We start from the raw sequence: 17,948 nt of genomic DNA on the forward strand, positions 1-17,948 counted from the left end.
GGAGGCCCGATCAAACAAACCACCTACGCGGTTCTTTCTTTTCTACCGCCCCAGCAGTCCCTCGGGCCTCATCAGTCACACCAGCCCTGGTACCTCACCCCGCCGACGCGGCCGGAGTGAACGCCTCCGCGTGCGCCCGGGCCCAGTCGGCGAAGGAGCGCGGAGCGTGCCCGGTGGCCTCCCGGACCCCGCTGCCCACCCCGGCCTTGGCCCCGTCGCGCTGGCGCCGGGCACCGTCCAGGAGCGCCCGCACCAGGGGCTCGGGCCACCGGGCCCGCCACCGCTCGACCGCCTGGTCCTCCGTCAGCTCGACGAACCGCAGCGCCCGGCCCATCACCCGGCCCAGGATCTCCGTCTGCTCGCGCGCGGACAGCGGCTCCGGCCCGGTCAGGGCGTAACTCCGGCCGGCGTGCCCGGGTTCGAGGAGCGCCCGTACCGCCGCGTCGGCCACGTCACGCGGGTCGACGCACGCGTTGCGCCCGGAGCCGTGGAGGGCACGCACCACCCCCTCGTCCCGTACGGAGGCGGCCCATCCGAGCGCGTTCGACATGAACGCCCGGGGGCGCAGCAGGGTCCAGTCGAGTCCGGACGCCAGCAGCCGCTCCTCGTTGTCCCGTTGCCAGCGGGTGAGCGGGTCCTGGGCGCCCGCGTCGAGGACCGCGAGAGCGGAGAGCTTGACCACCCGGCGCACCCCCGCGGCACGGGCGGCGGCCAGGACGTTCTCGTCGTGCTCGGGCCGCAGGGGGTCGGCGGTGACCACGAACAGGGCGCCGGCCCCCGCCAACGCGCCCGTGAGCCCGTCCGGGTCGCCGAAGTCGGCGCCCACGGCCCGCCCCGGCAGCCCCAGGCGCGCCGCCTTCGCGGGATCCCGCACCAGGAGCCGCGCCTCCGCCCCGCCGGCGGCCGCGATCCCCCGGGCGACGAGCCGGCCGACGGTACCGGTGGCGCCGGTGACGGCCACGACGGGCCGGTCGTCCCCGCCCCGCGTCATGCCGCCTCCCCCGCCCGCCGCAGCCGCTCCCCGCGCGCGACACTGGCGTCGACGCTCCCGGCCGTGCCGGGGGCGGCGATCCCGGGCAGCAGGCAGCCCCACATCTCCGTGACGCGCCGCGGCAACTCCCGCCGCCCGTCCACCTGGCGCGAGTAGAGCTGTACGCCGGTGCACGCCCCCACCACGAACCGGGCGATCACCTCGGGGTCGGCACCCTCCCGCAACTCCCCCCGCTCCCGCGCCTCCCGCAGGTACCCGGCCACCAGCTCGTGCCACCCCTCGAACGGCGGCCCTTCCGCGAACCCCTCCCCGTCGAGCGCCAACTGCATCCCCGCCCGCACCAGCGGATCCTCCTGGAGCCGCCGCGCCCACAGCAGCGTCACGTCCACCAGCCCCTGGAGCCCCCGCGTCTCCAGCATCGGCACCACGGCATCCCGCTGCGCCTCCACCACCGCCTTGGCGAGCCCCTCCTTCGACCCGAAGTGGAAGTACAACGCCCCCGCGGTCAGCCCGGCCCGCTGCAAGATCTTGTTGATCCCGGCCCCGGCGTACCCGTACTCGTCGAACACCTCCGCGGCCGCCCTCATCAGCACCCACCGCGTCTGCACGGCCCGCTCCTGCTTGAGCTGCGCCATCCCTGCCCCCGTTCTCAAAACAAACCGAGCGCCCGCTACCGTACTCCCCCAAACGATCTTCCCCACCCCCTGCACCCGCCTGTCCCACCCTCCCCACCCCCACCCGCTACACTGACGCCGGTGCCGCCACGGCACCACGCCTCCGTAGCTCAGGGGATAGAGCACCGCTCTCCTAAAGCGGGTGTCGCAGGTTCGAATCCTGCCGGGGGCACAGGGAAGCACCTGGTCAGAGGCCCTTCCGTCCAACGGGCGGAAGGGCCTTCGTGCTCGCAGCACACATATGGCACATACGCGGCCGCGAACAGCGGTGGGGAGCCGTGCGACATGCCCGCGAGGGACGAGCCGGCCCGGCGGCGGCGCGCGGGGCTGGTCGACCGCCTTGAGACGCTGATGCGCGCGAGTCCGAACCCGCCGGATGAGCGGCTACTACAGGCAAAGGGGCCTCAGCAGCCACGATCTCGCGGAGATGGGCGAACTCAAGGACGTCCGGCGAGCCGCCCGGGAGGCCGGGCGCCGTCTCGGCCGGAAGGCCGTTACCCGTCCGGTCGGTGGCCGGCTCTTCCCGCTCGACGAGCGGGTTGATGGAGGCGCGGGGGCGAGGAGATCACCGTCGAGCAGTCGGACGAGGACGTCGTCGGAGGGTGTGCGCACCACACGCCCCGTCGGCGGTGCCGGAGCAGCCGACGGGGCGGTCCGTCAGGTGGACGTCAGTCCTCGTCGGGGTCGAGGACGCGGCCCTTGAGTTTGACCGGGTTGGCGGCTCCCACCTTGAGTTGGCCGTCGGTGTAGCGGCCCGGTGTCGCGCCGTCGACGGCGGTGACCTGGGCCGCGTAGCCGAGGGCCTCCTGGTTGGTGGACAGGGACGGGTTATGGGTGAAGGTCAGTGTGCGGCCTCCGTCGCCGAGGGTGCCCTGGATGGTGCTCAGGTTGCCCTTCGCCTGGAGCGTGTTGGCATCGTGGTAGGACCAGGAGAGCCAGCCGGTGAACGCGAAGCCCGTGGGCGCCTTCAGGGTGAAGGTGATGTCGCCGGGGTTCACCGGGTTCGTGACGGTGCTGAGGATGCCGAAGCTGAGGTGGGCCGGTACCCCGCCCGGTGCGTCCTCGACGATGCCTTGCTGGAGGACGTACAGCTTGCTCTCGGATCCCGGTTCGACGGGGGCCTGGGTCTGCGTGGCCATGGTTTTCCCTTCTGTGGATGGTGGTGTCCGCGAGGGCGGTCCCGCTGGTCGCGGGCTCGGGGACCGGGCCCGCTCACGGATCGCCTGGACGGTGACGGACGTCACGGGCCGGGCGACTGGAGCGGTGTCGTCGGGGCGTGGCCGGCCAGGAGCGGGCCGAGGACGATGAGGGCGCCGAGGGCGATGTCCTCGTAGAGGTAGAACCCCGCCTCCAAGGGGGGCAGCTCGGCATCGGTGCCCTCCGCCGCGGATTCCGGAGCGGTGGCGTGTCCGGTGTCGTCCCGAGTGGTGGGTGTGCCGAGCAGGTCGGTGAGGTCCTGTGCGGCCCCCAGGACGGCGGTGCGGGCGGTGGTGACCAGCAGGCGCAAGGGGAGGCCGAGCGCGGCGGCGGTGCGCTGGCCGGGGACGAGTCTCATCGCGTCGGGGGTCTCCGCGGTGGCGGCGGCGATCCACTGGACGGGCAGGGAGCAGGTGGAGACGATCCGCTCGGTGGGCATCAGGGGCGGGGGATCGCCGTCGACCATGAGGTCTTCCCACTCCATCAGGTCGAAGAGGAACTGGCCGCCTTTGTAGAAGGGCCAGGGCCGGATCGTGTCGAGGAGCAGTCGGGCGCGTTCGGGGGCGTGGCGGCGCAGCGCCACGCCGTGCCGGGCCAGGGTGCACAGGCACTGGCGCAGGCAGTGGTTGACCTGGTCGAGGAAGGCCAGGGCCCGGTGGTCGGTCGGGGTCAGCGGGCCGGTGGCGGCCGGATCGGCCGGCGGGGGCGGGGTCGTGGTGGTCACAGCGGCCTTGAGGTGACGTAGTGGGCGATCTGCCGCAGGACGGCTTTGCCTTCGTTCTCGGGGATGATCTGCAGGTCCTCTTCGAAGCGGGCGATGCCTTCGGCGGCGAGCCGGTCGGCGAGGTCGGTGGCGTACTCGATGGAACCGTGCCGTCGCATGGCGGCGAGGAGTTCCTCGGCGTGCTGCTGGGTCTTGTCGGTGCGGCGCTGCCGCAGGACGTCGAGGAGGCGGGGGCGCTCGTGGGTGCGCGCGGTGCGGAAGAGGTGGATCAGCATCACCGTGCGTTTGCCTTCGAGGAGGTCGCCGAGGGGTTCCTTGCCGTAGAGGGCCTCCTCGCCGACCAGGTTCAGGATGTCGTCCTGGATCTGGAAGGCGATGCCGATCAGGCGGAACGCCTCGTCGAACCGGCCCAGCACGGCCGGGTCGGTGACACCGGCGCAGACGGCTCCGATGCGGCACGGACTGATGCAGGTGTACCAGCCGGTCTTCTTCGTGCTCATGGTGAGGTAGGCGTCGTCGCTCTCGGGGACGACCTCGTGTCGGATCCAGCCCAGCTCCATGGCCTGGCCCTCGATGGACTCCCGGCACATGTGCATCGCCTCGTGGATGAGACCGAGGGTGCGGACCAGGCCGAGCGTTTCGAGGTTGGACAGGACGGCGTCGACGGCAAGCAGGTTGAGGCCGTCGCCGGCGTTGACCGCCAGACCGGGGCCGTGCTCCTCGTGCATGGTCGGCAGGCCGCGCCGGTGGGTGGACTCGTCGGCGATGTCGTCGTGGACGAGGAAGCCGTTGTGGAACAGCTCCAGCGCGGCGGCGGCGCGCACGGCGTCGTCGGGGCGCCCGCCGAAGGCGGCGCAGGTGGCGATGGTCAGGGTGGGCCGCAGGCCCTTGCCCTGCCGGGTGGGGTAGGAGCGCATGAGGTCGTACAGCTCGGCGCGCGGTTCCCGGTCCGGCAGCAGCCGTTCGATCTCCTCGTTGGTGCGGGCCCGGCACCGCTGCATGGTGTCCATCAGGTCCGCGTCGCGGACGGTGTCCTCCAGCGACCAACTGGTGCTGGTGCGGCCGTCCCACAGCAGTCGCGGCGCCCGGACGGTGGTGTCGCCGATCAGCGCGAGCGGTGCGGGTACGTCATCGGGGGAGCGTCGGGCGAGGAAGTCCAGCGCCGTCCAGTCGACCGGGTCGGCGGCCGGCTGTGGGGCGGCGGACGCCGCGCCGCCCCACAGGTAGGGGGCCTGTTCGCGGTAGGCGCCCCAGAGTTCTTGCATGCTGCGCAGGCCGGCCGCGCGCTGGGACAGCAGGGTGAAGGCGCGCCACACGGCGAGGGTGTCGTCACGGGAGCCGCGGACGTCGAGGCTGTCGGGGAGGACCTGTTCGACGGGAGGGCGTTGCAGGTCGAACAGCAGGTTCATGGCCCGGTTGTCGAAGGCGACCTCGACGTCGGGGTCGGGGCAGCGGTCCTGGGTGACGACGATCCGGCTGTGCCGTGCGGTGAGGGTGGCGTGGCTGCCGTCGTTGAAGTGCAGGCCGAGCCGGATGCCGCGCAGTTGGTCGGCGGCGGCGGCGAGGACGGCCGGCGCCCGGTCGGACAGGGCGGCGACGGTCTCGTCCAGCAGCCGGGCGCCCGTGAACGCGGGCAGGGTCTCAGTCACGGGCGCCACCGGCGAACTCCACGATGCCCTTGGTGCGGAACCCGATGCGCCGCCCGCCGATGCGGCCTTCCACGGTGCACGGGCCGAGGGTCTCGTGCACGCTGAACGGGTGCAGGCTCGTCTCCGACGGGTTGGCGATGCGGCCCGCCGTGTGCGAGCGGAAGTCGAGGACGAGGCGGTCGTCACCGAGCCGGGCGGTGATCAGCAGCCGGCCGGGCACCGCGGCCATCGGCGGGGTGCCCAGTACGTCCGCCAGCGGTGGCACCATCGCCACCCGGTCGCGGTCCAGGGTGCCGCTGACCGCGACTTGCAGGTTGCGCCGCGGGAAGTGGCGGATCATGCGTCCCTCGTGCCACAGCATCACCGACCCGTTGGCCGCGTCCGCCGGACGTGCGGGCTGGAGCAGGGTGAAGACCACCGCCGAGGGCGGGGCGGCATCGGCCGGTCCGGAAGGGTCGTTGACGAACCCGAACACCCAGCCGCCGAGTGTGGGCCAGGACCAGCGGCCGCGTACTCGTTCGTGGTAGCCGAGCAGGTCCGTCTCCGTGGTCGTGCCGTCGCCGTGCCGCAGGGTGCCGGTGCCCAGGACGCCGGGCTCCGACTGCCACCGCAGGTGCTCGTCCTCACCGAACGGCGCGCACTGCGAGGTGCACGGTCTGCTGGTACGGGTCAGCCGTACGTCGATCGCCGGCGCCGCGGACCGGGCCGCCACCCGGAAGACGCCGGGCTCACCGTGCGGATGCGGTAACCGGAAGGCCGACCAGGGCAGTTCGGGCTGCTCGGCGTTGAACTGCGTCGCGCTCCAGCCGTACCCCTCCTGGTAGACGAGGAGGATCGCCATGTGCTGTCCCTCGGCCGCCGTACCGGTGCCGCTGCGGCGGCCGCCGGCCGGGGCGCCCGGGTCCGCGAGGACCGTGCCGCTGGAAGACCCCAGAACGGAGAGGTTGGCGATCAGAGCCTGTCGACCGCACCGGGACAGGAACGCGTAGTGCAGCCATCTGCGGTCGAGCGCATGGGTGAGCGGGGCACGCGGGAAGGGGCCCGGAAGCCCGAGCCTCGGGAGGGTGGGCGTGAACACGGCTCGAACGCTAACTCACTGATTCCGATTTGTTGCCATCTGTAACCCCTCGAATGGGTGACCCGGGAGCGCAGAAACCTTCACTCATATGCCGACCGTGTGAACGCCAAGAGCCGCCCATGGCGGATGGTCCGCCACGGACGGCTCTCGGCCCTGCGCGTGTTCCCGCTACTCCTCGTCGTCTCCGAGAACGCTTGCCTTCAGGCGCACTTCCGGCCGGCCCGAGATCACCGCCCGTCCGTCGGTGTACCGGCCCGGCTCGGCGTCCGCCAGGGACCGGACGCCGAGCATGTAGACCAGGGCCGCCGCCGGGTGGCCGGGAGCGTTCAGGCGGGGCTCGTCCGTGACGGTCAGCGACCGGCCGTCGTCCCGCACGGTCACCGCCGGTTCCCCACCAGGGAGCACCGTGCGGTCCTCGCGGTAGTACGTGCAGGTCACCCGGCCGTCGAAGACGAATCCCGTCGGGGCCGTGAAGTGGTGTTCCACCCGTCCCGGAATCCAGGGATCGGTGGAGGAGACCCGTACGTGCAGCAGTTCGCTTCCGCCGCGCGGGGTCTCCACGCCGACCTCCTGGCGGACCAGCAGTCGCGCGGCGGCCGTGGCCTCGGCAGCGCCGTCGCCGACCTGCGCGCTCTCGGCTCCGCGGTCCGGCTCCGGTGTCGGCTCCGGTTCCGGCTTCGGTTCCGGTGTCGGCTCCGGGTCCGGTGTCGGTTCCGGTTCCGGCTTTGGTTCGGGTGTTGGCTCCGGCTCCGGCTTTGGTTCGGGTGTCGGCTCCGGTCGCGGCTTCGGCTTCGGTTTCGGCTTCGGTTTCGGCTTCTCGGCCGGTCCCTGCTCGATGGTCGGCGAGGGAACCGTGGCGAGGGGCAGAGCCACGATCCGGTGGTGGAAGTTGTCCACCACGAGCAGCCGCCCGGCCGGATCCACGGCGAGGCCGCACGGATAGGCCAGCGCGGTACCAGCGGCGGTACCGGCGCCGGCACCGGGTCCTGCCGTCTCACCGGCCGTCGGCTCCGGCCCCACGGCGACGCTGGCCACTCCGTCGGCCAGCCGCCAGACCCGGTGTCCGTTCAGGTCGGCGACGTAGACCGCCCCTCGGCCGTCGACCGCCACCGCGCACGGGGCGCTCCAGTCGACGGCCGTGGCGTCGCCGTCCCCGCCCGGCGGGCCCGCCAGTACCCGGAGCGTCCCGTCCGTGCCCAGCAACAGCACCCGTCGGCCCGCCGGATCGGCGATGTACAGCTGCCCGGCCGGGTCGACTGCCAGGCCCGCGGGCAGGAACGTCTCACCGGCGTCGGCCGCACCGGAGCCGCCGGACCGTCCGGATGCCGCGACGACCGTGCTGATGACGCCGTCGCCTCTGATCCTGCGCACCCTGGGGCTGCCCGCTTCCCCGATGTACAGCGATCCGGTGCCGTCCACGGCCAGGGCGCACGGGGCGTCCAGCCGGGCACGGACGGCGGGGCCGCCGTCGCCGTCGCCCTCGTCGCCGTCACCGGCGCCGCCGCCGCGGGAGCCGTCTCCCGCGATGGTGTCGATGACTCCCGAGGGCCCGATCCGGCGGACCCGGTGGTTCATCTCGTCGGCGACGAGCACCCCTCCGTCCGGGGCGACAGCGAGTGCGGACGGAAAACCCAGACGGGCCCGCACCGCGTCCCCGCCGTCCCCCGCGAAGCCCCGCAGCCCGTCCCCGGCGACCGTCGTCAGGGTGCCCGAGCCGTCGATGCGGCGGACCCGGTGGTTGGCGTGGTCGGCGACGAGGACCGCCCCGCCCCCCACCGCCACGTCTGCGGGGAACGCCAACCGCCCTTCCGTTGCGGGCCCGCCGTCCCCGGAGAATCCGGCGGTGCCGTTGCCCGCCACGGTGCTCAACGGTCCGCCCGCGGCCGAGGAGGAGACAGTTTTCCGCTGCCGCGCCGCGGCCTTCGCCGTCACGCCGTCACCGCCCGGTACGGGCACGGCCGGACCTCGGTGGCGCCCCGCGCCCCCCACTTCCACGGCCAGGTCTCCCGCATGTCCGTCTCCTTCCGAGCGGTCGTTGGCATTTCCCCTGCATACCGGCTGGGCCGGTCCCGCAGGAGCAGCGCACCGAGCGCTCCACCCGCACGGGGGAGGAGCCGAGCGGGACGCACGGCGACGGGACCCGCCGGGAACGAACAGCAGGGGATCCGGCACCCCCAGCCGGACACGGGCCTGCCGCACTCCGCGCCCTGAGGCCCGTGCGCCTCGGCTTCACTCGAACCAGCGACACAGAAACGATCCGGCACTCGTGAACGGGGGTACGGCGGCATATCGCCCGTGGCCTTGGGCCAACGATGGATCTGGATGACGGTCCAGTGCATGCCGTCATGCCTGTGCGACGCAGCGACGCCCCACCCGACGCCGTCGGCGGCGTCCCGCTCTCCGTCTTCCGGACACCGCTCCCCAGGGCGTCCCGCGTTCGGTGCACCGCACGGTACGCGATGCGGGGAGCCACCGGCCGCCGGGAGCCGGGGCGGCCCGCTCCAGGACGTCTTTTCCGTCGCACGCTTCGACCACAGCCACAGGAGGACGCGGAGATGACCACCGACGTGCAGTCCAAGAGGGAAGCCTACAAGCGGGGGGAGGACCAGGGACGCGCCGACGCTCTCGCCGGACGCCCGCACGCCGACCCGCCGCGCGACGGCACACGCGGCGAGAAGGACCAGTACGCGAACGGCTACGACTGGGGTTACGAGCAGGGCCGGGCGCAGAAGCTGGACCTCGTGGTGTGGCAGGAAGGCGGCGTCGAGGACGCCCCCGGCGGCCTCGGCACCTCCGTCAACATCTGCGTCCGCACACCGAACTGGAACGAGACCGTCGACGCCGGTGAACGCGAACACGTCTTCACCGCCCCCACCGGATTCCGCTGGAACGGCGTGGTGGGCGCCCAGTACAAGCGCATCGACCGGACGACAGGCGGCAGCCTGCCCCCCATCCGGGCCACGGTCAGCGACGACGGGCGCACGCTGACCTTCACCTACCACGTGCACCTGAACACGAACGACGAGGACAAGGACTGCCTCGCCTACACCTGCGGCCTCGAAGCCGTCGAGGGCGCCAGTCCCGGCCGCCGCACCGACGGCACCGCCCAGATCGGCACCGCGCCGCCGGCCAAGCTCAAGGCCGAGGTCATCGAGGACGAGGACTGAGAGGGCAGGGATCGGACACCATGACCACCGTCGTCACTTCCGGCGTCTTTTCGTCCACGAATCCGGCCGTCTCGCCGGTCAACGGCCTGGGCACCCCGGACATCAGGTGGGGCAGCAACAACTCGCAGAGCGGGTACCAGTTCCGTGGCGCGGCCGCGGACGTCGAGCTCGACGGCACCGAGTTCGTCATCGGCACCTTCGTGCACCGCAACGTCCCCACCGTCGTCAACCCGAGCCAGTTCGACGTCCAGCTCTCCATCAGCGTCATGTTCGAGGACGGCAGCACGACCAACCTCGGCTTCACCTTCCATCACAACGAAACACCCAACAACACGGGCACCAGTCCCGCGGACGACGACCTGGTCGACCTACAGACCTTCGTCCACCCCCAGCCCGTCACGATCGACGGCAAGCAGTACCGGGCGGTCCTGAGCGGGTTCAAGCGCAACGGTCAGATCGTCCGGCAGTTCCGCAGCCCGGAAGGCGGCATCAACTTCGCCGAAGTCGTCTGCATGTTCACGCTCGAGGAGCCCGACGTGATCATCTCCGGTCTGCGCTACCTGGGCACCGGCGCGGGCCAGCCCGACGAATACGTCGAGGTCTTCAACCGGGGCGCCGCGCCCCAGGACCTGACCGGCTGGACCGTGGAGAGCAAACCCACCGGGCGTTCCTTCCCCTTTCCCCCGGGGACGGTCATCCAGCCCGGTCAGCGCTACCGGGTCTACACCAACGAGACCCATCAGCAGTTCGGTGGTTTCTCCTTCGGCTCCTCCGGGGAGGTCTGGCGGGACCAGGGCGGCATCGCCCGCCTGGTCGCGGACGACGGCTTCGTCGTGGACCAGCAGCCCTACCTCGACAAGGGCTTCAACAAGACCGGCGCGCCGTGAACAAGCCTCGCCGGCCCGTCGGGTACCGGTGAGGGCCACTGTCTCCGCAGCTCGCGGCCCCGCCCAGGAAGAACTCCTGAAGCGGGTGTCGCGGGTTCGCATCCCGCCGGAGGGCACCAGCGAAAGGACCCCCGGACCGATCACGGTCCGGGGTCTTCGGCATCCACTTCCGCATCAACGGGCATGGTCACTGACGACCACGCCTCCTGAGCAGCCGGTCCATGCGGCTCATGGCGCTCCTACCCGCGCCAGGTCCGCTGAGGCCGCGCCCCTCCCGGCCTTGGCGGGTGGAGCAGACGATCGGATCCTGTGTCGGTGAGAAGCCGTTCGGTCTGCGGGGACGGGTGGTGATGCCGCAGGGACGCGTGGTTCCGGGCGGCGTGCCGTGACACGTCGAGGAAGACGCGCAGGCCGCTGCTGTCACAGCGGTCGACGGTGGTCAGATCGACGTCGATGAGGGTGATGCCGTCGTGCGGGCACCGTTCCAGGGCGGTACGCACCCGGGGTGCGGTAGCGGGGTCGATCACACCGGCCAGGGTGACCAGTGCCCGCCCGCGCCGGTCGTGCCGGTAGACGTTCAGTCGCGGAAGAGTCATGACGCCTCGGTTCGGATGCTCGGATGGCTGGGTCCAGGGGTAACGACCGCGCCCGGTTCAGTGCCCGGATGTACGTTCCGGGAACACGGCGGTGAGCGCCGCGCCTCCCTGCGGCAAGGATCGATGGCCGCGTGAATGTGGAGGACTCCTCCTCCGGGCGGCGGCCGGCCGGACCCGGTTCCGCCGGAACGCACGCGGACCGCTCCCGAGCCCCCGTCCGTCACGGTGTGAGGGTTGATCACCTCCTACCGGCCGGCCCTCGCCGGCCTCCACCAGGCCGTGGGCCGAGCACCGCTCCGCCACACCGGCGCGGTCACCAGCCGCGTCGGTTCAGTCCTGGATCGGCAGGTCCGGGTGGGTGAGGAGGAAGAGCAGGTAGGCGACGGCCGCTGCGGTGCCCGTGGCGGAGAGGGCCAGGGCGAGCAGCGGCGGGGTGCGGGGGTGGCCGAAGCGCGAGGCGGTGCGGAGGTCCAGGAGGGAACGCACCAGGCCGGTGGCGCCGAGGGGGAGGGCGAGGAGCCACACCAGCATCCAGAACGGGCAGCAGAACCAGATCGCGACGGAGGTGCCGCCGCAGATCATCGCGACGTTCCGGGGCCGTGGCGCGCCGGTGGGCGGCGGGGGGTGGGGGCTGCTCATACGGTGATCCCACCACGTGGCTCCGGGGGCCCGTCAGCCGCGGCAGGTGAGGCGGAGCTGGGAGGCGGCGTGGTGGGCACCCAGGAGGGTGCGGGAGCCCCAGTCGCGGCCCCGGTCTGTGAGGCGGACCGTGAAGGTCGGGGACTTGACGGGGTAGGCGCCGACCTGGACCAGGGTGCCGCGGTGGATGGTCTGGAGGACGCCGAAGACGGCGTACGTGGATGTGGGGTCCGCCGGGTCGGCGAGGACGCGGTACACGGTGGGGTCACCGGCGACATCGATGTCACGTGCGCCCTTCGGAACGTACACCGCCAGCGCGCACCGCTTGTACGCCGTGCCGACCGGCCACGTCCACGTCGCCGAGCCCGTACCGTCCCGGTCGGAGCTGCCCGACATCGGCAGGGCGGTGAACCGGCCGTCGCACCCGCCGCCCCGGAAACCACCGGTGGGCACCGTGTACCAGGCGGCGTCGCCGTTCTCCAGCCGGCCCTGCTCGCGGTAGGCGGCCTCGGTCGCACACCCCGGACCCGCCCACACCGTGTACGTCGGCGGGCGCGTCGGGGCTATCCGGGACGGCAGGCTCCGCTCCGGCGGCCGGCCGCCGTCCCGGCCGGGGTCCGGGCGGGCGTCACCGCCCAGCAGACCGACCGAGGCGATCAGACAGCCCGCGGCCACGACGGTTCCCGCTGCCAGCACAGTTCGTACGCTCACCATGCGCGACCACTATGCAGCGCGACTCGCGGTAACCGTGAGGGCCGTCAGCGCAGTTCCTCCGGACAGGGCGTGCCACGCGGGAAGATCTTGTAGGGGGCGGCCAGCCGGTAGACCCCCGGCGCCGGGGCGACCAGCTCCGTCCACTCGTCGCCCTCCCGGTCCTCCTCCGCCTTCAGCAGACAGCCGCGCAGGTTGAGGAAGGTCTTCGGGCCGTCCCCGCGCTGCTGGGACGCCTCGGTCTCCTCCGGCGGCTCGACCTTCTTGCCCTCCTCGTCGAGGAGCGCGAGCCACGGCGAGTACGGGACCCGGATCAGCACCCGCCCCGCCGTCCGCACCCGGATGGTCACCTCACCGGCGCCCGCCCGCTCCACCGTCGCCGGCGGGTCGGCCAGCGGGGTCGGGTCCTCCACGGCGAACAGCCGCCAGTTGGCGTCGGACCACACCGGCCTGAGGTAGGGCTGCCCGTCCTTGACGAGCTCCGCCTCCTGCTCGGCGCCGGTGTCCGGCTCGCCCTTGGGCAGCACCACGTAGTGCACGGCCCAGCGGTGCAGCCAGTCCCGGTAGGTGGCGGAGTTGAGCGTGTCGTCGTAGAAGACGGGGTTGCGCTCCATGTCCGCCTGGCGGTTCCAGCCCCGGGCCAGGTTGATGTACGGCGTCAGCGCCGACGCCTCCCGGTGGCTGCGCGCCGGCACCACCTCCACCCGCGCCCTCTCCGCCCCGAGCTGCTGCAACTGGTGGATCAGCGGCGCCGCCTCCCGCGCCCACGACGCGTCCGGCGCGGTGCGCACGACGTCGTCGGCGCTCTTGAACCCGATCCACACGTTCAGGACGGCGAAGGCCAGGACCAGCGCGTACCACCTGCGCGTCCCGCGGGCGGTGTACGGCAGCGCGGCCAGCAGCACGACCCCCGCGAACAGCATCGGCAGCCGCGAGACGTTCGACCCGATCTGCGAGTCGATCAGCCAGGTGAGGAGGGTGCCGAGTGCGTACACGGCGGCGGCGGTGCGGACGGTGCGCCAGTCGGACGGTACGAGGACGAGGACGAGCACCCCGAAGGCGAACGGCAGCATCGTCGACCCGAACGACATCGGCTGCGTACCGGAGAAGGGGAACAGCCAGGACGACAGGGCCACGACGACGACCGGCGCGAGACCCAGCGCGTACGCCCCGGGGCGCCGCTTGTTGAGGAACAGGGCCGCCGCCGCGACCCCCAGGAACAGCCCGGCGACCGGACTCGCGGCGGTGGCCAGTCCGGCGAGCGGCGCCGCGACGGCGGCCTTGGCCCACCGCTTGGTGCGCCACCGGTAGGGCCAGCAGAACACGGCGGCCACCGCGCCCAGCGCGAACATCATGCCGAGGCCGAACGTCACGCGGCCGGACAGCGCGTTGCACAGGAACGCGAACACCCCGGCGAGCGCGCACGCCAGCGGATTGCGCACGGCCGGCACGCGGACCAGGATCAGCGCGGTCAGCGCGGCGGACGCCGTACCGGCGATCATCATCGTCGTCCGCACGCCCAGCAGCGACATCAGGTACGGGGACACCACGCTGTACGACACCGGGTGCATCCCGCCGTACCAGGCGAGGTTGTACGCGGAGTCGGGGTGCCGTCCGACGAACTCGGACCACGCGTCCTGCGCGGCGAGGTCGCCGCCGCTGTTCGCGAAGAAGAGGAACCAGACGATGTGGGTGAGCGCGGCGAGTGCCGTCGCGACGGTGACGGGGTGGCGGAGGACGCCGGGTCGGGTACGGGGACGGGGGGCGGGAGCGGGCGCGGGGGTGGGTGCCGGGGCGGGCGCCGGGGCGGCGACCTCGCCGGGGCCGGGCGCGGGTACCGGGAGCGCGGCGGGCGCGGGGCCTGGGAGCGCGGGGTCCGGGGGCGCGGCGGGGGCCTCGGGGCGTGTCTGGCCTCCGGGCGCCCCGGGGTCCGAGGGGCCGTCGAGGGCTTCGGGGAGCATGACGGTCCCGGGCGCCTCGGAGGCCCCCGGTACCTCACGCGCCCCAGCCGGTGGCCTTATTCGCGCCCGCGAATTCGGGGCGTCCTCCGCGCGGGCCGGCTCAGCGCTGGTCGGCTCAGTGGTGGTCACTGCGGCTCTCTGCTCTCTGCGTCGTCCCCCACGTCCTTGCCACGTGCTGTCTGCGAAGACGTCGTCCCGGCGCCTTCCGTTGCCCGGCCGTGCCCGGACGCTAACACGGGGGCGCCCCGGAAATCCGGGGCGCCCAGGGCGATTTCAGCCGATACGGGTCAGCTTGTCGCCGAGCCCGGGTTCGGACAGGGCGCTCTTGAGGGCCACCGGCACCCGGACCTGGCTGGCTCCCTCGCCCACGGTCAGCACACCGACCTGGGTTCCGGCGGGCGCCGAGTGGGGCAGCGGGCGGCCGTCGTTGCCCAGCTCCAGCTTGACGGTGAGGCCCGACCAGCCGACGACCTTCACGTCCTTGGTGGCGATCACCGGCGTACTGCCGCCGAGGCCGTCGTCCACGTACCCGACGACATCGCCCTTCTTGACGACCGCCCGGTCGGCCAGCAGGTCCTGCGTGGCGAGCATCGCCTCCTTGCTGGCGGCGATCGCGCTGCCCAGGATGGGCGTCTTGTACTGGGCCAGGACCGCGCCGACGATGAGCTGGTCCGTGTCACCGACCTTCTTGTGCGCGGCGAAGAGCAGGTTGCCGCCCGCCTTGGTGGTGCTGCCGGTCTTGATGCCGAGCGCGCCGTCGTAGGGGACGAGGTCGTTGTAGTTACGCCACTTCTTGCCCGACGGGTCCGTCCACCACGGCATGGCGGTGATCTCCACCAGCGACGGGATCTCGACCAGCTTCTCGCCGAGCTTCACCTGGTCCTCGGCGGAGCTGACGGTGGTGTGGTTGAGGCCCGAGGGATCGGTGTACGTCGTGTTCTTCATCCCCAGTTCCTTGGCGGTGTCGTTCATCTTCTTGACGAACGCCGCTTCGGAACCGGCGTCCCAGCGCGCCAGCAGCCGGGCGATGTTGTTGGCGGAGGGGATCATGATCGCGGCGAGCGCGTCGTACTCCGAGATCTTCTCCCCGGCCTTCACGGTGTTGAGGGTCGACTCGTTCTGCGCGTCGTAGCCGCCCTCCTTCTCCGCCAGGGCGTCGATCTCGATCATCTCGCCCTTGGACCCCTTCTTCAGGGGGTGCTCCTTGAGGATCACGTAGGCCGTCATGGCCTTCGCGACGGAGCCGATGGGCACGGGCTTCTGCTCGCCGAAGGAGTCGACGGTACCGAGGCCGGTCGCCGACATGTACCCCTGTCCCTCGCCCGGCCACGGCAGGGACGGCTTGCCTCCCTCGAAGGTGAACGACGACGTGGCGGTCATCTTCAGGGTGGGCGCGGGCAGCGGTCGTACGAACTGCACGATCGCAAAGACGATCAGCAGGAGGAGGACCAGCGGCGTCCAGATCTTGACCCGCCGGACGGCCGTCCGCACCGGGGTCTCCGGCGGCGGCGGGGTGTTGGTGAGCTCCGCGAGCATGTCGAGCGGCGGGCGGGGCGGCAGCGGCTGCTGCTTGGTCCGCTCGGCCTCGGTCAGGGACGCGGGTGCCTGGGCGGCGGGGGCGGCCTTGGCGGGAGCGCCCGTCCTGGGCGGCTCGGCGCTGCCGGCGGGGGCGGCGCCCTTCGCGGGCGCGGCGGGGGTCGCCGGTGCGGCGGGGGCTGCCGGTGCGGCCTGGGAGGGGGCCTTCGGCTCAGGCTTCCTCGCGGCGGGACGTACGTCGTCCCCGCGCAGCGGTACGAACTTGCTGGTCCGCTCGGCCGGGGACTCCGCCGCGGGACCGGACGTCCCCTGCTTCGCGTCGGGCGTGACGGCCTTGAGCGCGGTCGTCGGCTGGTCCACGGGCTTGCGCGGGACGGCCCGGAAGATGGCGGTGGGCTGGTCGACGGGCGGCTGGTCGCCCTTGGGCGCGGGCTCGTCGGCCTCGGGCTCGGGCTCGGGCTCCGGCTGGTCGGCCTCGGTGGTGGGGGCGTCCGCCTCGGCGGCGGGCTCGTCGGCCCCGGGCTCCGGCTCGGCGGCCTCGGGGGCGGGGGCGTCCGCCGCCGCCTCCGTCTCCGCCTCTGCCTCAGGCTCCGGGGAAGGGGCGTTTCCGCCCGGTTCGTCGGCCCGCGTGGTGGACGGCCGGTTCTCCTTGGTCACCCAGGCGGCCACGGCGTCCCGCAGGCGCGCGTCCCCGTCGGCACCCTTGCCGGCGTCTCCGGCCTCCCCGGCGTCTCCGGCGTCCCCCGTGGCAACGTCCTCGTCGGCACCCTTGCCGGCGTCGTCGGCGTCCCCGTCCGCCTCCGTCTCGGCGCCCCCGTCCACATCCGCGTCGGCATCGGCGTCAGCGGCGGGGGTGGCGTCCGTCGGGACCGCCCGGAACACGGCTGTCGGCTGGTCGACCGAGCGCCCCGCGTCCCCCTCCGCCGGCCCGGTGCCGCCGCGCACGGCCAGCCTCGGATCGCGGTCGTTCGAAGCCGTCTCCCCCGGCGACTTCTGCTGCTCCGACTTGTCGGGGGACTCGCCCGCCACCGTGCCTCCTTCAATCAACGCGTTGCCCGAACCATGTACCAGTGTCCTGTGTGAGCGCTTGGCTCCCGTGCAAGACGAGAACGACATACCTGCCGGTTCCCGTACGAAGCACCCAGGCGCTCTCGACAGACCAATGTGAGAGGGGTCACCCTGTCATTCATCCACGCGGGGAGGCATGGATGGGCAGGAGCCGCAGAACACTTCCGGAGGAGCTTCTGCTGCTCGCTCTGGACCCGGCCACGGGTACCACAGCGCAGCCGCAGTCGCTCGACCTCGGCCTCGCCGGAGCACAGCTAGTGGAGCTGGCTCTGGCAGGACGGATAGCCCCTGACGGGGATCGTATCGCCGTGGTGATGCCACGGCCGACCGGAGATCCGACACTGGACTCCGCGCTCGAGCTGCTGCGCAGGCGCGGCAGCCCGGTGCGGGCCGTCCACTGGATCGGCGGGCCCCGGCTGGGGCTGCGCCAGACGTATCTCTCGCATCTGGAACGGTGCGGCATGGTGCATGCCGTCGAGGGCCAGATGTGCGGGGTGCTGCCGACGACGCGCTACCAGGCGACGGAGACGGCGATCAGCCGGGAGATCAGGGCCCGGCTGGACAGTGCGATCCGCACCGGTGTACCGCCGGACCCGCGGACCGCGGCGCTCGCCGCACTGGCCCACGCGGTCGGACTCGGCAAGCACCTCTACCCCGGCAACGAGGGGCGCTCCTCGCGCTCCCGGCTCCGGGACCTGATCAGGCACGACCCCATGGGCGGTCTCGTGGCGCACGCCGTGATGGACGTCCAGAACGGCGTGGGCGCGCAGCCACGCCGCGGCTCCGCCTCGGGAGGCGGTGGCCGCCCGGCCACGGCCGTACCGATGCAGCCGCGCGGCGGGCCCATGGCCCGCGCAGTGGCGCACTGAACCACACCGGCGGGGGCGCACCGCTCACCGCCGGAACACGGCACCGGACGCACACCCCCACGGCCCGGTCCACGGCCCGGTTCGAGAGCCGCGCGAGCGCGCGGGACGGTGATCACCGCCGCCCCGCGCGCTCGCGCGTTCCCGTACGTGCGTAGTCCAGGGGCGCTTGTGGCCATTTTCCAGCGCGCAAAGCCTATTGGT

15 protein-coding genes and 2 tRNA genes are annotated in these 17,948 nt (G+C 72.7%); 5 read left to right on the forward strand and 12 right to left on the reverse strand.

What is annotated here, in order from left to right:
* Positions 1-94 precede the first annotated feature (94 nt).
* A complete protein-coding gene (locus tag ACZ7LK_RS20980) occupies positions 95-991 on the reverse strand; it encodes an NAD(P)H-binding protein (protein WP_471142542.1) in 897 nt (298 codons plus the stop codon).
* Positions 988-1,626 carry a ScbR family autoregulator-binding transcription factor gene (locus tag ACZ7LK_RS20985; RefSeq protein ID WP_471142545.1) on the reverse strand — a complete coding sequence of 213 codons (639 nt, stop codon included), beginning with the start codon at positions 1,624-1,626 and terminating at the stop codon, positions 988-990. The genes ACZ7LK_RS20980 and ACZ7LK_RS20985 overlap by 4 nt, the downstream gene beginning before the upstream one ends.
* A gap of 138 nt (positions 1,627-1,764) precedes the next feature.
* On the opposite strand from ACZ7LK_RS20985, the gene ACZ7LK_RS20990 reads away from it, so the two are divergent.
* Positions 1,765-1,837, forward strand: a tRNA-Arg gene (locus ACZ7LK_RS20990).
* Between the two features lie 496 nt (positions 1,838-2,333).
* On the opposite strand, the gene ACZ7LK_RS20995 is transcribed toward ACZ7LK_RS20990, so the two are convergent.
* The 5 genes from ACZ7LK_RS20995 to ACZ7LK_RS21015 form a co-directional block, all read right to left on the reverse strand.
* Positions 2,334-2,804, reverse strand: coding sequence for a hypothetical protein (locus tag ACZ7LK_RS20995; RefSeq protein WP_471142547.1), 471 nt, complete (start codon positions 2,802-2,804; stop codon positions 2,334-2,336).
* A 101-nt stretch (positions 2,805-2,905) separates the two neighbouring features.
* Positions 2,906-3,586 carry a hypothetical protein gene (locus tag ACZ7LK_RS21000; protein ID WP_471142549.1) on the reverse strand — a complete coding sequence of 227 codons (681 nt, stop codon included), beginning with the start codon at positions 3,584-3,586 and terminating at the stop codon, positions 2,906-2,908.
* Positions 3,583-5,235: a polyprenyl synthetase family protein gene (locus tag ACZ7LK_RS21005; protein ID WP_471142552.1), complete on the reverse strand. Its 1,653-nt coding sequence runs from the start codon at positions 5,233-5,235 to the stop codon at positions 3,583-3,585. Before ACZ7LK_RS21005 ends, ACZ7LK_RS21000 begins: the two co-directional genes overlap by 4 nt.
* Positions 5,228-6,313 carry a hypothetical protein gene (locus tag ACZ7LK_RS21010; RefSeq protein ID WP_392275108.1) on the reverse strand — a complete coding sequence of 362 codons (1,086 nt, stop codon included), beginning with the start codon at positions 6,311-6,313 and terminating at the stop codon, positions 5,228-5,230. Before ACZ7LK_RS21010 ends, ACZ7LK_RS21005 begins: the two co-directional genes overlap by 8 nt.
* Before the next feature lie 168 nt (positions 6,314-6,481).
* Positions 6,482-8,113 (reverse strand): NHL repeat-containing protein, encoded by a 1,632-nt coding sequence (locus ACZ7LK_RS21015; protein ID WP_471142554.1) that lies wholly within the window; start codon positions 8,111-8,113, stop codon positions 6,482-6,484.
* A 755-nt stretch (positions 8,114-8,868) separates the two neighbouring features.
* Between ACZ7LK_RS21015 and ACZ7LK_RS21020 the strand changes: the two genes are divergently transcribed.
* From ACZ7LK_RS21020 to ACZ7LK_RS21030, 3 genes are all read left to right on the forward strand, one after another.
* Positions 8,869-9,480: a hypothetical protein gene (locus tag ACZ7LK_RS21020; RefSeq protein ID WP_469461210.1), complete on the forward strand. Its 612-nt coding sequence runs from the start codon at positions 8,869-8,871 to the stop codon at positions 9,478-9,480.
* A 20-nt stretch (positions 9,481-9,500) separates the two neighbouring features.
* Positions 9,501-10,367: a lamin tail domain-containing protein gene (locus ACZ7LK_RS21025; RefSeq protein WP_392275105.1), complete on the forward strand. Its 867-nt coding sequence runs from the start codon at positions 9,501-9,503 to the stop codon at positions 10,365-10,367.
* 33 nt (positions 10,368-10,400) lie between these two features.
* Positions 10,401-10,486 (forward strand) — tRNA-OTHER (locus tag ACZ7LK_RS21030).
* Positions 10,487-10,606: 120 nt separating this feature from the next.
* Here ACZ7LK_RS21030 and ACZ7LK_RS21035 read toward each other — a convergent pair.
* The 5 genes from ACZ7LK_RS21035 to ACZ7LK_RS21055 all read right to left on the reverse strand — a co-directional run bounded on the left by ACZ7LK_RS21035 (position 10,607) and on the right by ACZ7LK_RS21055 (position 16,839).
* A complete protein-coding gene (locus ACZ7LK_RS21035; protein ID WP_471142558.1) occupies positions 10,607-10,963 on the reverse strand; it encodes an STAS domain-containing protein in 357 nt (118 codons plus the stop codon).
* 330 nt (positions 10,964-11,293) lie between these two features.
* Complete coding sequence (locus tag ACZ7LK_RS21040; protein WP_471142561.1) at positions 11,294-11,602, reverse strand: hypothetical protein; 309 nt, start codon at positions 11,600-11,602, stop codon at positions 11,294-11,296.
* A gap of 33 nt (positions 11,603-11,635) precedes the next feature.
* Entirely contained in the window at positions 11,636-12,316 is a 681-nt protein-coding gene (locus tag ACZ7LK_RS21045) for an adhesin (RefSeq protein WP_392275102.1), read from the reverse strand.
* A gap of 44 nt (positions 12,317-12,360) precedes the next feature.
* On the reverse strand, positions 12,361-14,274 hold the full coding sequence (locus ACZ7LK_RS21050) for an MFS transporter (RefSeq protein ID WP_471142563.1): 1,914 nt from the start codon (positions 14,272-14,274) through the stop codon (positions 12,361-12,363).
* 273 nt (positions 14,275-14,547) lie between these two features.
* Positions 14,548-16,839: a D-alanyl-D-alanine carboxypeptidase family protein gene (locus ACZ7LK_RS21055; protein ID WP_471142565.1), complete on the reverse strand. Its 2,292-nt coding sequence runs from the start codon at positions 16,837-16,839 to the stop codon at positions 14,548-14,550.
* 179 nt (positions 16,840-17,018) lie between these two features.
* Here ACZ7LK_RS21055 and ACZ7LK_RS21060 point away from each other — a divergent pair, with 179 nt between their 5' ends.
* A complete protein-coding gene (locus ACZ7LK_RS21060) occupies positions 17,019-17,747 on the forward strand; it encodes a GOLPH3/VPS74 family protein (RefSeq protein ID WP_392275099.1) in 729 nt (242 codons plus the stop codon).
* Positions 17,748-17,948 lie beyond the last annotated feature (201 nt).

The organism is Streptomyces sp. NPDC039423 (assembly GCF_055598725.1).

Excerpts from the sequence above, each read along its gene's own strand:
- ACZ7LK_RS20980 (WP_471142542.1), bottom strand. The coding sequence starts at position 991 with ATGACGCGGGGCGGGGACGACCGGCCCGTCGTGGCCGTCACCGGCGCC.
- ACZ7LK_RS20985 (WP_471142545.1), bottom strand. The coding sequence starts at position 1,626 with ATGGCGCAGCTCAAGCAGGAGCGGGCCGTGCAGACGCGGTGGGTGCTG.
- ACZ7LK_RS20995 (WP_471142547.1), bottom strand. The coding sequence starts at position 2,804 with ATGGCCACGCAGACCCAGGCCCCCGTCGAACCGGGATCCGAGAGCAAG.
- ACZ7LK_RS21020 (WP_469461210.1), top strand. The coding sequence starts at position 8,869 with ATGACCACCGACGTGCAGTCCAAGAGGGAAGCCTACAAGCGGGGGGAG.
- ACZ7LK_RS21025 (WP_392275105.1), top strand. The coding sequence starts at position 9,501 with ATGACCACCGTCGTCACTTCCGGCGTCTTTTCGTCCACGAATCCGGCC.
- ACZ7LK_RS21035 (WP_471142558.1), bottom strand. The coding sequence starts at position 10,963 with ATGACTCTTCCGCGACTGAACGTCTACCGGCACGACCGGCGCGGGCGG.
- ACZ7LK_RS21040 (WP_471142561.1), bottom strand. The coding sequence starts at position 11,602 with ATGAGCAGCCCCCACCCCCCGCCGCCCACCGGCGCGCCACGGCCCCGG.
- ACZ7LK_RS21045 (WP_392275102.1), bottom strand. The coding sequence starts at position 12,316 with ATGGTGAGCGTACGAACTGTGCTGGCAGCGGGAACCGTCGTGGCCGCG.
- ACZ7LK_RS21050 (WP_471142563.1), bottom strand. The coding sequence starts at position 14,274 with ATGCTCCCCGAAGCCCTCGACGGCCCCTCGGACCCCGGGGCGCCCGGA.
- ACZ7LK_RS21060 (WP_392275099.1), top strand. The coding sequence starts at position 17,019 with ATGGGCAGGAGCCGCAGAACACTTCCGGAGGAGCTTCTGCTGCTCGCT.